15 protein-coding genes, 1 pseudogene and 1 riboswitch are annotated in these 17,332 nt (G+C 61.4%); of the genes and pseudogenes, 6 read left to right on the top strand and 10 right to left on the bottom strand.

Going from position 1 to position 17,332, the window contains the following annotated elements:
- Position 1 precedes the first annotated feature (1 nt).
- A complete protein-coding gene (locus V8P77_RS18655; RefSeq protein WP_025396246.1) occupies positions 2-439 on the bottom strand; it encodes an Lrp/AsnC family transcriptional regulator in 438 nt (145 codons plus the stop codon).
- A gap of 124 nt (positions 440-563) precedes the next feature.
- Here V8P77_RS18655 and rocF point away from each other — a divergent pair, with 124 nt between their 5' ends.
- The 4 genes from rocF (at position 564) to V8P77_RS18675 (ending at position 5,558) form a co-directional block, all read left to right on the top strand.
- Positions 564-1,499 (top strand): arginase, encoded by a 936-nt coding sequence (gene rocF / locus V8P77_RS18660; RefSeq protein WP_025396247.1) that lies wholly within the window; start codon positions 564-566, stop codon positions 1,497-1,499.
- 40 nt (positions 1,500-1,539) lie between these two features.
- Positions 1,540-2,739: an ornithine--oxo-acid transaminase gene (gene rocD / locus V8P77_RS18665; RefSeq protein WP_335913738.1), complete on the top strand. Its 1,200-nt coding sequence runs from the start codon at positions 1,540-1,542 to the stop codon at positions 2,737-2,739.
- Positions 2,740-3,018: 279 nt separating this feature from the next.
- Positions 3,019-3,495: a chemotaxis protein CheW gene (locus V8P77_RS18670; RefSeq protein WP_003543427.1), complete on the top strand. Its 477-nt coding sequence runs from the start codon at positions 3,019-3,021 to the stop codon at positions 3,493-3,495.
- Between the two features lie 302 nt (positions 3,496-3,797).
- Positions 3,798-5,558, top strand: a complete 1,761-nt coding sequence (locus tag V8P77_RS18675) for a methyl-accepting chemotaxis protein (RefSeq protein ID WP_335913739.1) — start codon at positions 3,798-3,800, stop codon at positions 5,556-5,558.
- A gap of 42 nt (positions 5,559-5,600) precedes the next feature.
- On the opposite strand, the gene V8P77_RS18680 is transcribed toward V8P77_RS18675, so the two are convergent.
- The 9 genes from V8P77_RS18680 to soxR form a co-directional block, all read right to left on the bottom strand.
- Entirely contained in the window at positions 5,601-7,259 is a 1,659-nt protein-coding gene (locus V8P77_RS18680) for an OFA family MFS transporter (protein ID WP_335913741.1), read from the bottom strand.
- A gap of 103 nt (positions 7,260-7,362) precedes the next feature.
- Positions 7,363-7,608: a formate dehydrogenase subunit delta gene (locus tag V8P77_RS18685; RefSeq protein ID WP_012759231.1), complete on the bottom strand. Its 246-nt coding sequence runs from the start codon at positions 7,606-7,608 to the stop codon at positions 7,363-7,365.
- Positions 7,598-8,422: a formate dehydrogenase accessory sulfurtransferase FdhD gene (gene fdhD / locus V8P77_RS18690; RefSeq protein WP_335913742.1), complete on the bottom strand. Its 825-nt coding sequence runs from the start codon at positions 8,420-8,422 to the stop codon at positions 7,598-7,600. The genes V8P77_RS18685 and fdhD overlap by 11 nt, the downstream gene beginning before the upstream one ends.
- A gap of 37 nt (positions 8,423-8,459) precedes the next feature.
- The gene (fdhF, locus tag V8P77_RS18695) at positions 8,460-11,339 is read right to left on the bottom strand and encodes a formate dehydrogenase subunit alpha (RefSeq protein ID WP_335913743.1); all 2,880 of its coding nucleotides are present in this window, start codon (positions 11,337-11,339) and stop codon (positions 8,460-8,462) included.
- Positions 11,340-11,465: 126 nt separating this feature from the next.
- Positions 11,466-13,022 carry a formate dehydrogenase beta subunit gene (locus V8P77_RS18700; RefSeq protein ID WP_335913744.1) on the bottom strand — a complete coding sequence of 519 codons (1,557 nt, stop codon included), beginning with the start codon at positions 13,020-13,022 and terminating at the stop codon, positions 11,466-11,468.
- Positions 13,019-13,498, bottom strand: a complete 480-nt coding sequence (locus tag V8P77_RS18705) for a formate dehydrogenase subunit gamma (protein WP_335913745.1) — start codon at positions 13,496-13,498, stop codon at positions 13,019-13,021. Before V8P77_RS18705 ends, V8P77_RS18700 begins: the two co-directional genes overlap by 4 nt.
- Before the next feature lie 135 nt (positions 13,499-13,633).
- Positions 13,634-14,527: a LysR family transcriptional regulator gene (locus V8P77_RS18710; protein ID WP_003543441.1), complete on the bottom strand. Its 894-nt coding sequence runs from the start codon at positions 14,525-14,527 to the stop codon at positions 13,634-13,636.
- Positions 14,528-14,696: 169 nt separating this feature from the next.
- A complete protein-coding gene (locus tag V8P77_RS18715; protein ID WP_335913746.1) occupies positions 14,697-15,467 on the bottom strand; it encodes an SDR family NAD(P)-dependent oxidoreductase in 771 nt (256 codons plus the stop codon).
- Positions 15,468-15,596: 129 nt separating this feature from the next.
- Positions 15,597-16,061, bottom strand: a complete 465-nt coding sequence (gene soxR / locus V8P77_RS18720; RefSeq protein ID WP_335913747.1) for a redox-sensitive transcriptional activator SoxR — start codon at positions 16,059-16,061, stop codon at positions 15,597-15,599.
- Positions 16,062-16,144: 83 nt separating this feature from the next.
- Here soxR and V8P77_RS18725 point away from each other — a divergent pair.
- Positions 16,145-16,267, top strand: a pseudogene (locus tag V8P77_RS18725) (FMN reductase); the annotation flags it as partial.
- A 254-nt stretch (positions 16,268-16,521) separates the two neighbouring features.
- Positions 16,522-16,635, top strand: a riboswitch (TPP riboswitch).
- Positions 16,626-17,258, top strand: a complete 633-nt coding sequence (locus V8P77_RS18730; RefSeq protein WP_335913748.1) for a YkoF family thiamine/hydroxymethylpyrimidine-binding protein — start codon at positions 16,626-16,628, stop codon at positions 17,256-17,258. Its footprint overlaps the riboswitch before it by 10 nt.
- Positions 17,259-17,332: the final 74 nt, after the last annotated feature.

The raw sequence follows: 17,332 nt of genomic DNA on the forward strand, positions 1-17,332 counted from the left end.
CTCAAAAGCCTGTCTTGCTCGTCTTGAGAAGAATATTGGTTTCGGTCGAATTGATGCCGTTGATCAGCCGGATGCGACGTAGCGTCTCGTCGAAGGAGGCGAGGTCGCGGTCCTCGAGTTCGGCGACGAAATCCCATTTGCCGTTGGTGCTGTGAAGCGCGCGCACCTGCGGCAGGCCCCTCAACTGATCGGCCACCCTGTCGGCGAGCTTGCCGAGCACCTCGATCATCACGATGGCGCGCACGCCGGCGGAGCGCGTCTCATGGCCGGTGCGGATGGTGAAGCCGACGATGGTGCCGCTGGCGACGAGCCGGTCGATACGGGTGGCAACCGTTGCCCGCGATGCGCCGGTCATCGCCGCAAGTGAGGAGACGGAAATCCGGGCGTTATGGCGAAGTGCGCTCAGAAGTTCGGTGTCGAGATCGTCCACGCTGATCACTTTGTCAAAAGTGGTTTATCAATCTGCGCAATCATAGTCCATTTCTGACACTTTTCCATCTTTTTGCCGCCAGCCCTTTATCCCACTATCGGCCGAAACAGGCCTCAACACGGAGCCCTCTAAAATGAATGCGCAATCGCGATCTGTCACCCTCATCGGCGCGCCGCTGGAAGAAGGCTCCGGCCGCAGAGGGGCTGCCATGGGCCCTGCGGCCCTGCGCATTGCCGGCGTCGACCAGACGCTGATCGAGCTTGGCCATGACGTCGCCGATATCGGCGATCTCAGGATCGTGCCGGCGATGGATCTGCCGAACCACCCGAAGGCCCACAATCTGAGGATCGTCGGCGCCTTCACGCGCGCCCTCGAAAGCAGCGTCCACGACGTCGCCGCATCCGGCCGTTTCCCGCTCATTCTCGGCGGCGATCACAGCCTTTCCATGGGCAGCGTCTCCGGCATGGCGCGGTATGCCGCGAGCAAAGACCGCCCGCTCTTCGTGCTCTGGCTTGATGCCCATGCCGATTTCAACTCTCCGGCGACGTCGCCCTCCGGCAACATCCACGGCATGCCGGTCGCCTTCTTCTGCGGTGAGGCGGAGTTCGCCGAGATCCTGCCGAAGGACCGTCCGTTCGTCGATCCGAAGAATGTCTTCCAGGTCGGCATCCGTTCGGTCGATGCGCGCGAGCGCGAGGAAATCCACGAACACGGCGTCAACGTCTTCGATATGCGCGCGATCGACGAGCAGGGCATCGGCGCCATCATGCGTGAGATCCTCGATGTCGTCACCAAGGCGAACGGCCTGCTGCATGTCAGCCTCGACCTCGATTTCCTCGATCCCGAGATTGCCCCCGGCGTCGGCACGACGGTGCCTGGCGGTGCGACTTTCCGCGAGGCGCATCTGGTGATGGAAATGCTTTCGGACAGCGGCCTCGTCTCGTCACTCGATCTCGTCGAACTCAATCCGTTTCTCGACGATCGCGGCAAGAGCGCCCGCATCCTGGTGGAGCTGACGGCAAGCCTCTTCGGCCGCCGCATCTTCGATCGTCCAACACGCGCCGCATAGAGGGCACGCGCCACATAAAACGCATAGAGGGAGAACGGCCATGAACACTTCGGAAAAACTGATCGCCACGGAACAGCGGCTCGGCGCCCATAACTACAAGCCGCTCGACGTGGTGCTGACGCGCGGCGAAGGTGTTCATGTCTGGGATACCGACGGCAACCGTTATCTCGATTGCCTCTCGGCCTATTCCGCCGTCAACCAGGGCCATTGTCACCCGAAGATCCTCGCCGCCATGGTCGAGCAGGCGGGCAGGCTGACGCTCACCTCCCGCGCCTTCCGCAACGACCAGCTCGCCTATCTCTACGAAGAGCTCGCGGCTCTCACCGGATCGCACAAGATCCTGCCGATGAATTCCGGCGCCGAAGCGGTGGAGACTGCTATTAAGGCAGTCCGCAAATGGGGATACGAGGTCAAGGGCGTGCCGGAGGGAAAGGCGGAGATCATCGTCTGCGCCGATAATTTTCATGGCCGGACGCTGAGCATCATCAGTTTCTCCACAGATCCCGACGCCCGCACCGGCTTCGGCCCCTACACCTCGGGCTTCCGTATCATTCCCTTCGGCGATGCCGAAGCTTTCGAGACCGCGATCAATGCCAATACGGTGGCCGCCCTCATCGAGCCGATCCAGGGCGAAGCCGGCGTCATCATTCCGCCGGCCGGTTATTTCACCCGTATCCGCGAGCTCTGCACTACAAACAACGTCACCCTGATCCTCGACGAGATCCAGACCGGGCTTGGCCGCACCGGCAAGCTGCTGGCCGAGGAACATGAAGGCATCGAGGCCGATGTGACGCTGATCGGCAAGGCGCTCTCCGGCGGCTTCTACCCCGTGTCGGCCGTGCTCTCGAATTCCGAAGTTCTGGGCGTGCTGAAGCCCGGCCAGCACGGCTCGACCTTCGGCGGCAATCCGCTCGCCTGCGCGGTGGCGCGCGCAGCACTCAAGGTGCTGACGGAAGAGGGCATGATAGAGAACGCCGCTGTTATGGGCGACTATTTCCTCGAAGGCTTGAGATCGATCCGCTCGAACATCGTCAGGGACGTGCGCGGTCGCGGCCTGATGATAGCCGTCGAGCTGGAACCCGAAGCCGGCGGCGCACGGCAATATTGCCATGCGCTGAAAGAGCGCGGCCTTCTCGCCAAGGACACCCACGACCACACGATCCGCCTCGCTCCGCCACTGGTCATATCAAGAGAGCAGGTGGATTGGGCGGTCTCGCAGATTGAAAAGACGATAAGCTGAGTAGGCCGGCGAAATTCTTCTTCAGTATCCCGAATGCGAAAACATCGGCTCAAGGATATCGCTATCGAAAAACTGCCGCGCTTGATCAAGCACTAAAAACCTTCGCAATCTCGCTGGCTAATTTAGATTTGGGCAACACTCTTTCGCTAGAGTCATCGATAACCGTAACGATGCTTCGCCGAGCGCGAAGCCATCGCGTGGTATGAAGGCAAAGCTTGTCCGCGCCAATGGTGGCGCATCCGCTTCTGCCCTGGCTTACGATAGTTGGGAAGAATTCTAATGGCCACGATCAATTCGACTAACTTCAGCGGCGATACGCTCGAAATCATTGCCTTCCGCCTGCATGACCAGGAATTCTGCGTCAAGACCACGACCATCCGCGAAATCCGCGGTTGGGCGCCGTCGACGCCGATCCCGCATGCCCCGGCTGACGTCATCGGCGTCATGAACCTGCGCGGCTCGGTGATCCCGATTATCGATCTGGCTTTCAAGCTCGGCATGAAGAGCACGGTCGCCAACGAGCGCAGCGCCATCGTCGTCGCCGAGGTCCACAGCATGGTCATCGGTATGCTGGTCGACCGCGTCTCGGATATTCTCACCATCTCCTCCAGCCAGGTCCAGCCGGTGCCTGAGGTGACCGCCTCCTTCGACCGCGCCTATTGCGAAGGCATCATTGCTTCGGAAAATGGCATGATCTGCTTCCTGAACCTTGCCAAGATGTTCAAGGAAAACGAGACGGATGAATTGGCCGCCTGATTCGGACAATACAATCGAGTATTAGAAAGCCGCCCGCTGTAGGCGGTTTTTTATTGCGGCATCACAAGCAACCTTCAGCAGCGACTATCTTTTTTCTGCTCTCCAAAGGTTAGTAATGCCGTCTATACCGGATATTAACCATGCCGCATCATCATGGGTTGCGAAGCATAAGGATGACACGTTTTCCGATGGGCAGGAAAGATAACCGTTAGCGGTTGTTTTCCGGCACCGGTATTCCTCGCCCGACCGGCTTCGCTTTACCAGCCGTAGCAGCGGAAGCTGCTCATCTCATGGGCACAGGAATGTTTGGTCTATCATCTGATTCGACGTACGTTCTCGACGCCATTTCCAAATCGCAGGCCATCATCGAATTCGACCTCGAGGGAAATATTCTCAAGGCGAACGAGAATTTCTGCAGCGCGCTTGGTTATCGCCTAGACGAGATCGTCGGCAAACATCACAGCATGTTCTGCGAGCCGACCTACACGGCAACCATTGAATATCGCGCATTCTGGGCGCGGCTCGGGCGCGGCGAATATGATGCCGGCGCATACAAGCGCCTTGCCAAGGGCAACAGCGAGATATGGATCCAGGCTTCTTACAATCCTTTTTTCAAGGGCGGAAAGCCATTCAAGGTGGTGAAATTCGCCGCCGATATCACTGCCGCCAAGAAGCAGGCGATCGAGGATTCCGGCAAGCTGGAGGCGATCTCGCGCTCGCAGGCAGTGATCGAATTCACCCCGAAGGGCGAGATCCTGACCGCGAACGAGAATTTCTGCAAAGCTTTGGGATATTCCTTGGCCGAGATCACCGGCAAGCACCACCGCATGTTCTGCGAGCCGGCCTATACGCGCACCGAGGATTACGACAATTTCTGGCGGCGTCTCGCCAGCGGCGAATTCATTGCCAACGAATTCGTCCGCTTCGGCAAGGACGGCCGCGAAATCTGGATCCAGGCGGCTTATAACCCGATCGTCGATGCCGACGGCAAGGTCTACAAGGTCGTGAAGTTCGCAACCGACGTCACCCAGCGCATGAGCGCGATTTCTCTGCTCGGCAACGCGCTGCGTCAGCTGTCCGAAGGTGATCTGACAAGGACGGTGGACACGCCCTTCGTCCCCTCGATGGAGCAATTGCGCCACGATTTCAACACCGCGATCAAGGGTCTTGCCGAGACGATGAAGACGATTGGCGAGAATGCCAGCGCGATCGCCGCCGGCTCACGCGAGATAGGCACATCGGCGGATTCCTTCTCCAAGCGGACGGAACAGCAAGCCGCATCCATCGAAGAAACCGCAGCCGCGCTGGAAGAGATCACCACGACCGTAAACGATTCCAGCCGTCGCGCCGATGAAGCCGGCCGCCTCGTCGCAATGACCAAGCAGGGCGCCGAGCAATCCGGTGTCGTTGTCAGCAATGCCGTCGCCGCCATGGGCCAGATCGAACAGTCCTCGCGCGAGATCACCAACATCATCAGCGTCATCGATGATATTGCCTTCCAGACCAACCTCCTGGCATTAAATGCCGGCGTCGAGGCGGCCCGCGCCGGTGAAACCGGTAAGGGCTTCGCCGTGGTGGCCCAGGAGGTGCGGGAACTCGCCCAGCGCTCCGCCAAGGCCGCCAAGGAGATCAAGGCGCTGATCAACGCATCGGGCGAGCATGTCAGGAACGGCGTCGGCCTTGTCGGCCAGACTGGTAAGGCGCTCGAAGAGATCGTCGCGCAGGTCGGCGATATCGACAGCAATGTCGTCGCCATCGTCGAAGCCTCCAGGGAACAGGCAACCGGCCTTAAGGAAATCAACCAGGCGGTCAATACGCTGGATCAGGCAACCCAGCAGAATGCCGCGATGGTCGAGGAGAGCACCGCGGCCAGCCACAGTCTTGCGAGGGAAGCCGAAACGCTGCGTGTCCTGCTGACGAAGTTCCGTCTGCCGGGTCAGACCCAGACGTCCGGCAAGCATGAGGCAAGACAAACGGTTTCCCCGGCGTCGCATCTCGTTTTACGTGTCGCAAAGGCGCACGGCGCCGGCGCAGCAACAGCCCAGAGCTGGGAAGAGTTCTGAAAGCGCGTCGCCGACTGATGTCGGGCGACGCGCTTCGATTGCTTACCCGAACAGCGCGAAGGTCGCCCTCAGCGTCACCCACACGCCCCAGAGCAGCGGAATGCCGACAACGGCCCAGGCAAGCATCGCCTTGGCATCCAGTCCGCCTGTGCCGATGCCGAAGGAACCCGTCGGCCCGGCATTGACGGCCGCCGACTTCGCCTGCAGCGCAGCGACCTCATCATCCGACATGAACCATTTGTCCGAAAGCGGCCTGATCAGCGCATTGGCGACGAGCCCTAGCGCGAGCATGCCGGCGAGGATGTACATGGTGCCGGTATAGAGGGTTGGCCCGGGCGCAACGCCGGCGGCGATCTGTGCTTCGCGGATATAGTTGACGACGACAGGCCCGACGATGCCGGCCGTTGCCCAGGCCGTCAGCAGCCGGCCGTGGATGGCGCCGACGAACTGCGTACCGAAAATATCGGCAAGATAGGCCGGGATCGTCGCAAAGCCGCCGCCATACATCGACAGGATGATGCCGAAGGAAAGAACGAACAGCGCCTTGTTGCCCATGCCCGCGAAGGTGGGCGCCAGCGTATAGAGAACGATGCCGAGGACGAAGAAGCAATAATAGGTATTCTTGCGGCCGATCTTGTCGGACAGCGACGCCCAGAAGAACCGTCCGCCGATGTTGAAGAGCGACAGCAAGCCGGCGAATCCGGCGGCGATCGTGGCAATCGATGCCTTCTGCCCGGCGTCAAGCTGGGCGAAGCCGACATCCGGCAGGCCGATCAGCGAGCCGGCGAAGATTTCCTGCAGCATCGGCGAGGCCATGCCGATAACGCCGATACCAGCTGAAACGTTGAGGCAAAGCACCGCCCAGATCAGCCAGAACTGCTTGGTCTTGTGGGCATCGCCGAGGTGCACATGTCTGGTGGTGATCATCGTGCTCTTGGCCGCAGGCGGTGTCCAACCCTCGGGGCGCCAGCCGGCCGGCGGAATGCGATAGCCGAAGGCGCCGCCCATCATGAAGACGAAATAGATCACCGCCATGACGATGAAGGTCTGCCAGACACCGACCGAACTGTCGGTCTTGAAGGCATTCATCAGCAGGTTGGCGAGCGGCGCGCCGATCATCGCACCGCCGCCGAAGCCCATGATCGCCATGCCGGTCGCCATGCCGCGCCGGTCTGGAAACCACTTGATCAGCGTCGAGACCGGCGAGATGTAACCGAGGCCAAGGCCGATGCCGCCGATGACGCCGGCGCCGAGCCACATCATCCAGAGCTGATGAGTGATGACGCCGATCGCGGCAAGAATGATGCCGCCGCACCAGCAGCAGGCGGAAACGACGCCCGCCTTGCGCGGACCGGCCCGCTCGAGCCAGCCGCCCCAGATGGCGGCGGACGAACCAAGCAGAACGAAGAACAGCGTATAGATCCAGCCGAGGTCGGCAACGCGCCAGTCGCAGGTCGTGGTGAACAGCGCCGAGGCGAGTGTCAGATCGGGGCAGGCCGTCGAGGCCGTGATGCCGAGCGACTTGGAAAGCGGTAGCCAGAACACACTGAAACCATAGGCCATGCCGATGCAGAGATGAATGGCGAGCGCTGCCGGCGGCACCAGCCACCGATTGAACCCCGGCCTTGCGACGATCCTTTCACGATCGAGCAGGCCTACCCCCGCCAACGCCCCGTCTGTACGTGTTCCCGCTGCTGTCATGAACAACTCCTCCTTGATTCAGACCTGGCTTGATTCAGACTTATTGTGACCGGCATACGCAAGCAGCGTGCTCCTGCCCCCTCCCGCATGGGCCCAATGCTGGCTATGGGACCTGGTGTGTCACCGGCTCCGGTTTTCTGATCAGAGGAACGGCCTGAAGCACGAGTGCATCCAGGCCATTCTCCTCATTCTCCAGAATTTCGAACAATTGCCGCCGCATGCGCGGGTCCCAGAATTTATTGATATGGGTGGCGACCCCCTGCGCGGCCTCGCTTTGCGGCTGGCTCTTGAAGAAGGTGGCGATCTGGTTTGCCATATAGACGAGCTTGGTCTTGGTATCATGCGACATCGGCAATGCTTCCGGGCGAGATGCGGTGCGGGTGGGTGAAGATCTCGAAATCCTCGCCACGCACCAGCGCGACGAGCGTCATGCCGGCTTCTTCGGCCGTGCGGATGGCGAGAGCCGTCGGCGCCGATATGGCGATGAGCACCGGACTGCCGAGGATCGCCGCCTTCTGCACCATCTCGACGGAAAGTCGGCTGGTGACGACGACGGCGCCGTCCCCGCCTCGTTCACTGGCACCGATGACGGCGCCGCAGAGCTTGTCCAGCGCATTGTGCCGGCCGACATCTTCGCGCACGGCAATCAGCCCCCTGCCGGGAAGATAGAAACCGGCGCCATGCACCGCCCGCGTCTCACGATGCAGCGGCTGTGCCTCGTTCAGAAGCGAAACGGCGCGGACGATATCCGCATGCGACAGCGCCAAGGGCGATGTCGAAACGTCAGGCACCGGCCGTACCGCCTGTTCGATCGATTCGATGCCGCAGAGCCCGCAGCCGACCGGTCCCGCCATGCTGCGGCGTCGTGCCCCCAGCCGATCGGCGACGTCGTCGACCAGACTCACCTGCACATCGATCCCCTGCTCACCCTCGACGACCTCGATGCCCGATATCTCCGCCGGCCTGGTGATGATCCCTTCGGTCAGGCTGAATCCGACCGCAAAATCCTCGAGATCATCAGGCGTTGCCATCATCACCGCATGAGAACTGCCGCCATAGGAAAAAGCGATCGGCACCTCTTCCGGCACGATGCGCGAACTGGTCTGGAGGATGCCGTTGCGGCGGGCGGTTTCGGGCGCACGGGCGGTGACGGTGAAGGTCATGATGCGCGTTCCTGTTTACAGAGCCGCCCCCGCATTGTCACTCCGCAGCCTCGAGCTTGCCGGCGATGCGGCGCGATTGCCGCGCCTGCTCGTCATATTCGAGTTGCCATTCGCTCGGCCCGTTGGAGGGCGAGACCTGCACCGCCGTCACCTTGTATTCCGGGCAGTTCGTCGCCCAGTCCGAGAAATCGGTGGTGATAACGTTCGCCTGCGTCGTGGGATGATGGAAGGTCGTATAGACGACACCCGGCGCGACGCGGTCGGTGATCAGCGCCCTGAGCGTGGTGTCGCCGGAGCGGCTGCCGAGCTTTACCCAGTCGCCGTCGCGAACGCCGCGCTGCTCGGCATCGTGCGGATGGATTTCCAGCCGGTCTTCCGCATGCCAGACGACATTCTCGGTCCGCCGTGTCTGCGCCCCGACATTGTACTGGCTGAGGATACGGCCGGTAGTGAGAAGCAGCGGGAAGCGCGGACCGGTACGCTCGTCGGTCGCCACATATTCGGTGCGGATGAACTTGCCCTTGCCGCGCACGAAGCCGTTGACATGCATGATCGGCGAACCGAGCGGGTTCTTCTCGTTGCAGGGCCACTGCACCGAGCCCATTTTGTCGAGATAGTCGTAGGAGACCATTGCGAAACTGGGCGTCGTCGCGGCGATCTCGTCCATGATCTCCGACGGATGGGTGTAATTCCAGTCGAGCCCCATTGCCTGGGCAAGCTTCTGCGTCACTTCCCAATCGCCATAGCCGTTGCGCGGCGACATCACCTTGCGCACGCGATTGATGCGGCGTTCGGCATTGGTGAAGGTGCCGTCCTTCTCGAGGAAGGTCGAGCCCGGCAGGAAGACATGAGCGTAATTGGCGGTCTCGTTGAGGAACAGGTCCTGCACGACGACGCATTCCATCGCCGCAAGTCCGGCCGCGACATGTTTGGTATCGGGATCGGACTGGAGGATGTCTTCGCCCTGGATGTAGATGCCTTTGAAGGAGCCGTCGACTGCTGCATCCAGCATGTTCGGAATACGCAGGCCCGGCTCGTTGTTGAGCTTCACGCCCCAGAGCTTTTCGAAGATATCGCGCGTCGCATCGTCGGAAATGTGCCGGTAGCCCGGCAGTTCGTGCGGGAAGGAACCCATGTCGCAGGAGCCCTGCACATTGTTCTGGCCGCGCAGCGGATTCACACCGACGCCGGGACGGCCGATATTGCCGGTCGCCATCGCCAGGTTGGCGATCGCGATCACCGTGGTCGAGCCCTGGCTGTGTTCGGTGACGCCGAGGCCATAATAGATCGCGCCATTGCCGCCCTTGGCATAGAGCCTTGCCGCACCGCGCAGATCCGCCGCCGGCACGCCGGTGAAGATCTCGGTCTCTTCGGGACTGTGCTGCGGCTCGGCGACGAAGGCCGCCCAGTCCTCGAACTCAGACCAGTCGCAGCGCTCGCGGATGAACGTCTCGTCAAAGAGCCCTTCGGTGACGATCACATGCGCCAACGCCGTCATGACCGCGACATTGGTGCCGGGCTTCAGCGGCAGGTGATAGGATGCCTCGATATGCGGCGAGCGGACGATATCGGTGCGGCGCGGATCGATGACGATGAGCTTGGCGCCCTGGCGCAGCCGCTTCTTCAGCCGCGAGCCGAACACCGGATGCCCGTCGGTCGGATTGGCGCCGATGACGATGACGACGTCGGAATGCTCGACGCTGTCGAAATCCTGCGTGCCCGCCGACGTGCCGAAGGTCTGGCCGAGGCCGTAACCGGTCGGCGAATGGCAGACGCGGGCGCAGGTATCGACATTGTTGTTGCCGAAGCCGGCGCGGATCAGCTTCTGCACCAGATACGTTTCCTCATTGGTGCAGCGCGACGAGGTGATGCCGCCAATCGCCTCGCGGCCGTATTGATACTGGATGCGGCGGAACTCCATCGCGACATGCGCGAAGGCTTCATCCCAGCTCACTTCCCGCCAGGGATCGCTGACCTTTTCCCGGATCATCGGATTGAGGATGCGGTCCTTGTGGGTGGAGTAGCCATAGGCGAAACGGCCCTTGACGCAGGAATGGCCGCGATTGGCCTGGCCATCCTTCCACGGCACCATGCGCACCAGTTCCTCGCCGCGCATCTCCGCCTTGAAGGAACAGCCGACGCCGCAATAGGCGCAGGTCGTCACAGCCGAATGTTCCGGTTGGCCGATCTGAATTACCGACTTCTCCGTCAGCGTGGCCGTCGGGCAGGCCTGGACGCAGGCGCCGCAGGAGACGCATTCGGAATCGATGAAATGCTCGTGCATGCCCGGCGAAACGCGCGAGCCGAAACCACGGCCCTCGATCGTCAGCGCGAAGGTTCCCTGCACTTCCTCGCAGGCGCGCACGCAGCGCGAACAGACGATGCATTTGGAGGGATCATAGGTGAAATAGGGATTGGATTCGTCCTTCGGCATCCATTTCAGATTGATGTCGCCATTGCTGCGCGCCTTGACGTGATTGTCGCCCTCATAGCCGTAGCGCACATCGCGCAGGCCGACGGCGCCCGCCATATCCTGCAACTCGCAATCGCCGTTGGCCGCACAGGTGAGACAGTCAAGCGGATGGTCGGAGATATAGAGTTCCATCACGCCGCGGCGGATATCCTTCAATCGCCCCGTCTGCGTGTGCACCACCATGTTTGCCGCCACCGGCGTCGTGCAGGAGGAGGGCGTGCCGTTGCGGCCCTCGATCTCGACGAGGCAGAGTCGGCAGGAGCCGAAAGCGTCGACCATATCTGTGGCACAGAGCTTCGGCACCTTGATACCGGCCTCCATCGATGCGCGCATGATCGAGGTGCCCTCCGGCACGCTGATCTGCTGCCCGTCGATGGTGAGCGTCACCATGGCCTCGGATTTCGAAGCCGGGGTGCCGTAGTCGATTTCATGGATGAGAGACATGGATTGCTCCTCCGATAGATTTCCTTGTCGGACGCCTCGGGGCGTGCCCCTCATCCGCCTGCCGGCACCTTCTCCCCGCAAGCGGGGAGAAGGTTAGGGTGAGGGGCAAGGTTGGAGAAAAACCCGTCATTCCGCGGCCTCCGCTATTGGTGCCGGCGAAAAATCCTCCGGGAAATGCGTCATGGCACTCATGACCGGATAGGGTGTGAAACCACCCAGCGCACAGAGCGAACCGAATTTCATCGTATTGCAGAGATCGGCAAGCAGCACCCGGTTCTTCTCCGGCTCGATACCGTGAGCGATCTTGTCGGCCGTTTCCACGCCGCGTGTCGAGCCGATGCGGCAGGGCGTGCACTTGCCGCAGCTTTCGACGGCGCAGAATTCCATCGCGAAACGCGCCTGCTTCAGCATATCGGCGGTGTCGTCGAAGACGACGATGCCGGCATGGCCGATCAGCCCGTCTTTGGCGGCGAAGGATTCATAGTCGAACGGCGTGTCGAACAGCGCCCTCGGGAAATAGGCGCCGAGCGGTCCGCCGACCTGCACGGCCTTGACTGGCCGTCCCGTCACCGTCCCTCCACCGATCCTTTCGACGATATCTCCGAGCGAAAGACCGAAGGCCGTCTCAAAGAGGCCGCCATATCTGACATTGCCGGCAATCTGCAGCGGGATGGTGCCGCGTGAGCGGCCCATGCCGAAATCGCGGTAGAAGGCTGCACCCTTTTCCATGATGACCGGCACCGAAGCCAGCGAGATCACATTGTTGATGACGGTCGGACAGTTAAACAGCCCCTTATGCGCCGGCAGCGGTGGCTTGGCACGTACGATGCCACGCTTGCCTTCGAGACTGTTCAGCAGCGCCGTCTCCTCACCGCAGACATAAGCGCCGGCCCCGGTGCGCACCTCGATATCGAAGGCGCGGCCAGAGCCGAGCACCGATAATCCGAGAATGCCGGCCTGGCGCGCGATGCCGACGGCCTCGGTCATGACAGAGATCGCATGCGGATATTCCGAACGCGTATAGACGAAACCCTTGGTCGCCCCGGTCGCAAGCCCTGATATCGCCATGCCTTCGATCAGCACGAAGGGATCGCCCTCCATGATCATCCGGTCGGCAAAGGTGCCGCTGTCGCCCTCATCGGCATTGCAGACGATATATTTGCGTTCGCCGGCGGCATCGAGAACCGTCTTCCACTTGATGCCTGTTGGAAAGCCGGCGCCGCCGCGTCCGCGCAAGCCGGAATCGGTAATTTCCTTGACGATATCGACTGGTGTCATCGAAACGGCGCGGCGAAGGCCGGCAAGACCACCATGCGCCTCGTAATCGCCAAGCGAAAGCGGATCGGTGACGCCGCAGCGGGCGAAGGTCAGGCGGGTCTGTTCCTTGAGGAACGGGAGGTCTTCAACCTCCCCGAGACAGAGCCGATGCTCGCCTCCATCAATCATCCCGGCATCGAACAGATCGGGCACATCCCTCGCCTTCACCGACCCGTAGCCGATACGCTTGCCGGCAACCTCGACCTCGACCAGCGGCTCCAGCCAGAACATTCCGCGCGAGCCGTTGCGCACGATCTCGGCATCGAAGCCGCGGGCGGCGATCTCCTGGGCAATCGCCTTTGCCACCTTTTCGGCTCCAAGCGCCAGCGCTGCGGCATCGCGCGGAACATATATCCTGACCGTCATCGGCGTGCCTCCGCGACGAGTTCCGCCGCCGTCTGATCGTCGACCCGGCCATAGACCTCGCCGTCGAGCATCGCCGCCGGCGCGCAGGCGCAGAGGCCGAGACAGTAGACCGGCTCCAGCGTCACGCCGCCATCGAGCGTCGTCTGATGAAAATCGATGCCGAGGAGCGCCTTGACGCGTTCGGCCAGCGCATCGCCGCCCATCGACTGACAGGCTTCGGCGCGACAGAGCTTCAGCACGTGCCGGCCGGCGGGATGGTCGCGATAGTCGTGATAGAAGGTCACCACACCATGCACCTCGGCGCGGGAGAGGTTCAATTCCTCCGCGATAACAGGCATGGATTCCTGCGGCACATAGCCGAATTCTTGCTGAACCTCGTGCAGAATGGGAAGCAGCGGCCCTTCGAGAAAGCGAAGATCGGCGACGATGGCTCGGGTGCGTGCTGCAATATCGCCTTCGGCGATATGAATGGTCATAGGGCAGCCCTCCCAGCGGCTTGCTCGTTGCGAAATAGCGGGCCTCCCCCGGCCGAGTGCTATTCCACAAGCAGCATCTCAGGGAAGCAGCCGGCGATCAATAAAGCTATCCCGTGGATCGATAGGTTTTTCCTATCAAAGTTCTTCATCTTGCACGAGCACTCTTGCCTCATGCAACAAGGCCGAGACAAGCGGCGTGAAGGGCTCGCGATAAGGCGCGACAAGGCCGACCAGATGATGCGCCTCCGGCTCGACGATCGGGATCATGCGGATTTCCACTGGAAATCCGAAAGATTTGGCGACGTTGCGCGGCATGATGCTCGCCCAGCGCCCGGTCCTGACATGCGAGAACAGCACGATCATCGAGTTGGATTCGAGCGTCGGATGCGCTGTGGCGCCCGCTTCCGTCAAGTGGCGGTTGATGATGCGGCGGTTCTGCATGTCGGCAGTCAATAGACAAAGCCGAAGGTCGCCGATCTCCCGCCAGGTCACGTTGTCGCGATCAGATAGCGGGCTGCCGGCAGCCGTGATCAGATTATAGCGCTCGGCATAGAGGGGAACGGTCGTGACGCGGCCGAGCGGCTCGTTTTCGAGATAGGTGATGCCGGCATCGATTTCGAGGTTTTCGAGCATGCTCAGCACCTGCAACGAATTCCGCGAGACGATCGAGAAAGTCACGCCGGGATGCCGCTCCTGAAAGGGCGTGGTGATGCGCGACAGCATGGCGAGTGCGGTCGGAATGGCGGCGAGGCGGATGTGGCCGGAAAGGCCGCGGCGCGCGGCGCGCATCTCCTCGCGCATGGTGCGGGCATCGCCGACGATGCGCCGGGCCCATTCGAGCACGCGCTGCCCCTCCGGCGTCAGTCCCTGGAACCGCGAACCGCGCTGCACCAGCATGACGCCAAGCTGATCCTCGAGCTGCCGGATGGCCGCCGAAAGCGTCGGCTGCGAGATCCCGCACTCCTCCGCGGCACGGCCAAAATGCTTTTCATTGGCAAGGGCGATAAAGAATTCCAGCTTGTCGATCATCCGGTCTCCCGATCCGGCGTGACATCATCCGGGTCAGTTCATCTTTGACGCAACAGCCCTGCTCCGCAAGGGCAACCGCCAACTGCTTTCCGCAGCCGGAAAAAGATCGAACAGCGATTCCAGGAAGGCAAGCACGCTGACATTGCCGATGCTGTAAGGTCCAAACAAATCAGCAGATAAGCTGACCGCCGTTGATCTCGACCACCTGGCCGGTGATGTAGCCCGAGAGCGAGGGAGCCGCAAGGAACAGATAGGCGGGAGCACAATCCTCCGCCGTGCCGAGCCGCTGCAGGGGGATGGATTTTCTCGTCTGCTCCAGCTTTTCGCGGGAGGAATAGCGCTCATGGAAATCCGTCTCGATCGTTCCCGGCGACACGCAATTGACGCGGATTCCGTCCGGTGCAAGCTCACGGGCAAGCGCCTTGGAATAGGTTGCAACGAAGGCTTTCGAAGCCGAATAGATCGAGGAACCGGGGCTGCCGCCGGTCAGCGCCGAAATCGAAACGGTATTGACGATGGCAGCGCCACTAGCCGCCTTCAATGCCGGCAGCAGCGCCCGCGTCAGCGCCACCACCGATGTCTGGTTGAGCCGCACGACCGCCTCATATTCTGCATCGGTGAGTGTGGCAGCGGGAAAACGACCAAGCATGGTGCCGGCATTGTTGACGAGCACATCGACCTTATCGAAGAAGGCGAGAACATCCTCGGCAAATTGCGCGGCGCCACCGATTGCAGAGAAATCGGCATTAAGCAGCAGCGCCCGTCTTTCGGATTCAGCCGTCAGCAGGAAATCCGGCAGGTCGCGTCCCGGCTTGCGCCCGGTATGGACGATCACCTTCGCGCCGCAGTCCAGGAACTGCCGGGCCACTTCAAGACCGATGCCGCGGCCGGCGCCGGTCACCACGACATTGCGATTTTCGAACAGTCTGGGATGGAACACGAAGCCGTCCTCCTCGCGGACAGTGCCGCCGGTTGCGTCAATCGCCCTTAACATATGAGCGCGCCGACCGAAAGAAAGGCGCGCATCGATCTTTCCAGGAGACTTTGGTCTCTTTACCAAAGTTCGGTTCTAGCTTTCGGTCTCCAGAAGCCGCGCGCCCGGCCCTTCCTTGCCGAGCCGGTCGCAGGGATTGCGCAACGGACAGCTTTCGATCGACAGGCAGCCGCAGCCGATGCAGCCGGTCAGACGGTCGCGCAGCAGGCTAAGCCGCCTGATTCGCGCGTCGAGATCATCCTTCCACAGCGCCGACAGCGTCTGCCAGTCGGCGACGGTCGGCGTGCGTCCTTGCGGCAGGGACTCGAACGCTGCCTGGATTTCCGAAAGCGGAATGCCGACACGCTGCGCCACCTTGATGATGCCGAGCCGGCGAAGCACATCGCGCCCATAGCGCCGCTGATTGCCGCGGGAGCGGATGCTCGAGATCAGCCCCTTGGTCTCGTAAAAATGCAACGCCGAGACGGCGAGGCCGCTGCGCTCCGCCACTTCGCCGACCATCAGGAGCTTGCCGAGCGGCGCTGCCGGAATTGTATCCATTGCCTCTTGACCTCAAGATTAGTTGAGGTTTTATAACCCTTGCTCCTGCAATCGTAAAGTCCAATCGCAATAAGGAGCGACGCATGCAAACACCCACCAGGCTGGCTGTCATCTACGGAAGCACAAGAGAGGGCCGCATCTGCGACCGGGTGGTCAAATGGCTGACTCAGGAGCTCCTCCGCTTCCCACAATTTGATATCGACATCAGACGCGGTGAAGACGCGCTATCACTTGAATCTGCGCATAATCCTTTCCGAAAATCGATTCCGATTTTCGGGGTTATGCGCTAGCCGCCTGAGCCAGATAGCTCCGGTTCCGTTCCCGGCAGGTACGGAACCATTGGGAACACCCGGGCAGATCCTCCGCCCGGGTGTTTTCCGTCACATCCTGCACATTCCGACCGCACGGACGGGTTCGCAATTTTGCGGTTGCGGGGAGAAAACCCCGGTGATAGTTTCCGCGCAAATAACAGGGGAGCTCCGTATTGCCGGGGCTGAGATGTGAGGCGCAAGCCTCTGGACCCTTCAAAGCTGATCTGGGTAATGCCAGCGGAGCGAGGTTCAGATGTTTTCAGGCGCACAAGTGTCACTCTATCCGATGTCCGACAATTTCGTCGGCATCATTCTCGATGCCGTCAAGGCGCTGGATCCCTATCACGACCGGCTGCGCATCGAGACCGATGACATCTCCACACTGCTGGTCGGCCCGCCTGACATTCTCTTCGCCGCCATGCACGACCTTTTCGTCGCTGCCGCAAAGACCGGCGAGCATTGCGTGCTGTCCGCTGCCATTTCACGCGGCTGCCCCGGCGAGTCCGACGACGCCATCTGCGGCGTCAGCCCCTCCCTCGGCCAGGCGGAGCCGCTTGCCGAGCGTATAACAGCCGCACTTGCCGCCGTTGAAATCACCGCCGAAACCGGACAGCCGACCGCTGCGCAATTCTCGCTCTACGTCATGGGAACCGATACCCATATGGGCGAGATCTATGGCTGCATCGACTTCCTGAAGCGCTCCGGCACCTTCGACCGCGCCAAGAATTTCTGCACCAGGCTCTCTGGCGATGCCGGCGCCGTCTTCGCCACCATTCGCGAGGCCTTCTTTCGCTTCGGCGACCCCGAAGGGCATGTGACCCTCGACATCACGGTGTCCGCCAATACAGCGCCGCGCGTCTTTTCAGACGCGCAAAGGACGCTGTAGCATCTTAAATTTGCTGCATAATTCCTTAAATCGATTTCGATTTAAGGAATTATGCAGCAGCCGACGAAAGCTTG

The organism is Rhizobium aouanii (genome assembly GCF_037002925.1).
Taxonomy (GTDB): Bacteria; Pseudomonadota; Alphaproteobacteria; order Rhizobiales; family Rhizobiaceae; genus Rhizobium; species Rhizobium aouanii.

What these genes read in the sequence shown, in the direction of transcription:
- V8P77_RS18705 (WP_335913745.1), bottom strand. Translation starts at nt 13,498, where the DNA reads ATGACCATTCATATCGCCGAAGGCGATATTGCAGCACGCACCCGAGCC.
- fdhD (WP_335913742.1), bottom strand. Translation starts at nt 8,422, where the DNA reads ATGACCTTCACCGTCACCGCCCGTGCGCCCGAAACCGCCCGCCGCAAC.
- V8P77_RS18710 (WP_003543441.1), bottom strand. Translation starts at nt 14,527, where the DNA reads ATGATCGACAAGCTGGAATTCTTTATCGCCCTTGCCAATGAAAAGCAT.
- V8P77_RS18670 (WP_003543427.1), top strand. Translation starts at nt 3,019, where the DNA reads ATGGCCACGATCAATTCGACTAACTTCAGCGGCGATACGCTCGAAATC.
- rocD (WP_335913738.1), top strand. Translation starts at nt 1,540, where the DNA reads ATGAACACTTCGGAAAAACTGATCGCCACGGAACAGCGGCTCGGCGCC.
- soxR (WP_335913747.1), bottom strand. Translation starts at nt 16,061, where the DNA reads ATGGATACAATTCCGGCAGCGCCGCTCGGCAAGCTCCTGATGGTCGGC.
- V8P77_RS18730 (WP_335913748.1), top strand. Translation starts at nt 16,626, where the DNA reads ATGTTTTCAGGCGCACAAGTGTCACTCTATCCGATGTCCGACAATTTC.
- V8P77_RS18680 (WP_335913741.1), bottom strand. Translation starts at nt 7,259, where the DNA reads ATGACAGCAGCGGGAACACGTACAGACGGGGCGTTGGCGGGGGTAGGC.
- V8P77_RS18685 (WP_012759231.1), bottom strand. Translation starts at nt 7,608, where the DNA reads ATGTCGCATGATACCAAGACCAAGCTCGTCTATATGGCAAACCAGATC.
- rocF (WP_025396247.1), top strand. Translation starts at nt 564, where the DNA reads ATGAATGCGCAATCGCGATCTGTCACCCTCATCGGCGCGCCGCTGGAA.
- V8P77_RS18700 (WP_335913744.1), bottom strand. Translation starts at nt 13,022, where the DNA reads ATGACGGTCAGGATATATGTTCCGCGCGATGCCGCAGCGCTGGCGCTT.
- fdhF (WP_335913743.1), bottom strand. Translation starts at nt 11,339, where the DNA reads ATGTCTCTCATCCATGAAATCGACTACGGCACCCCGGCTTCGAAATCC.
- V8P77_RS18675 (WP_335913739.1), top strand. Translation starts at nt 3,798, where the DNA reads ATGTTTGGTCTATCATCTGATTCGACGTACGTTCTCGACGCCATTTCC.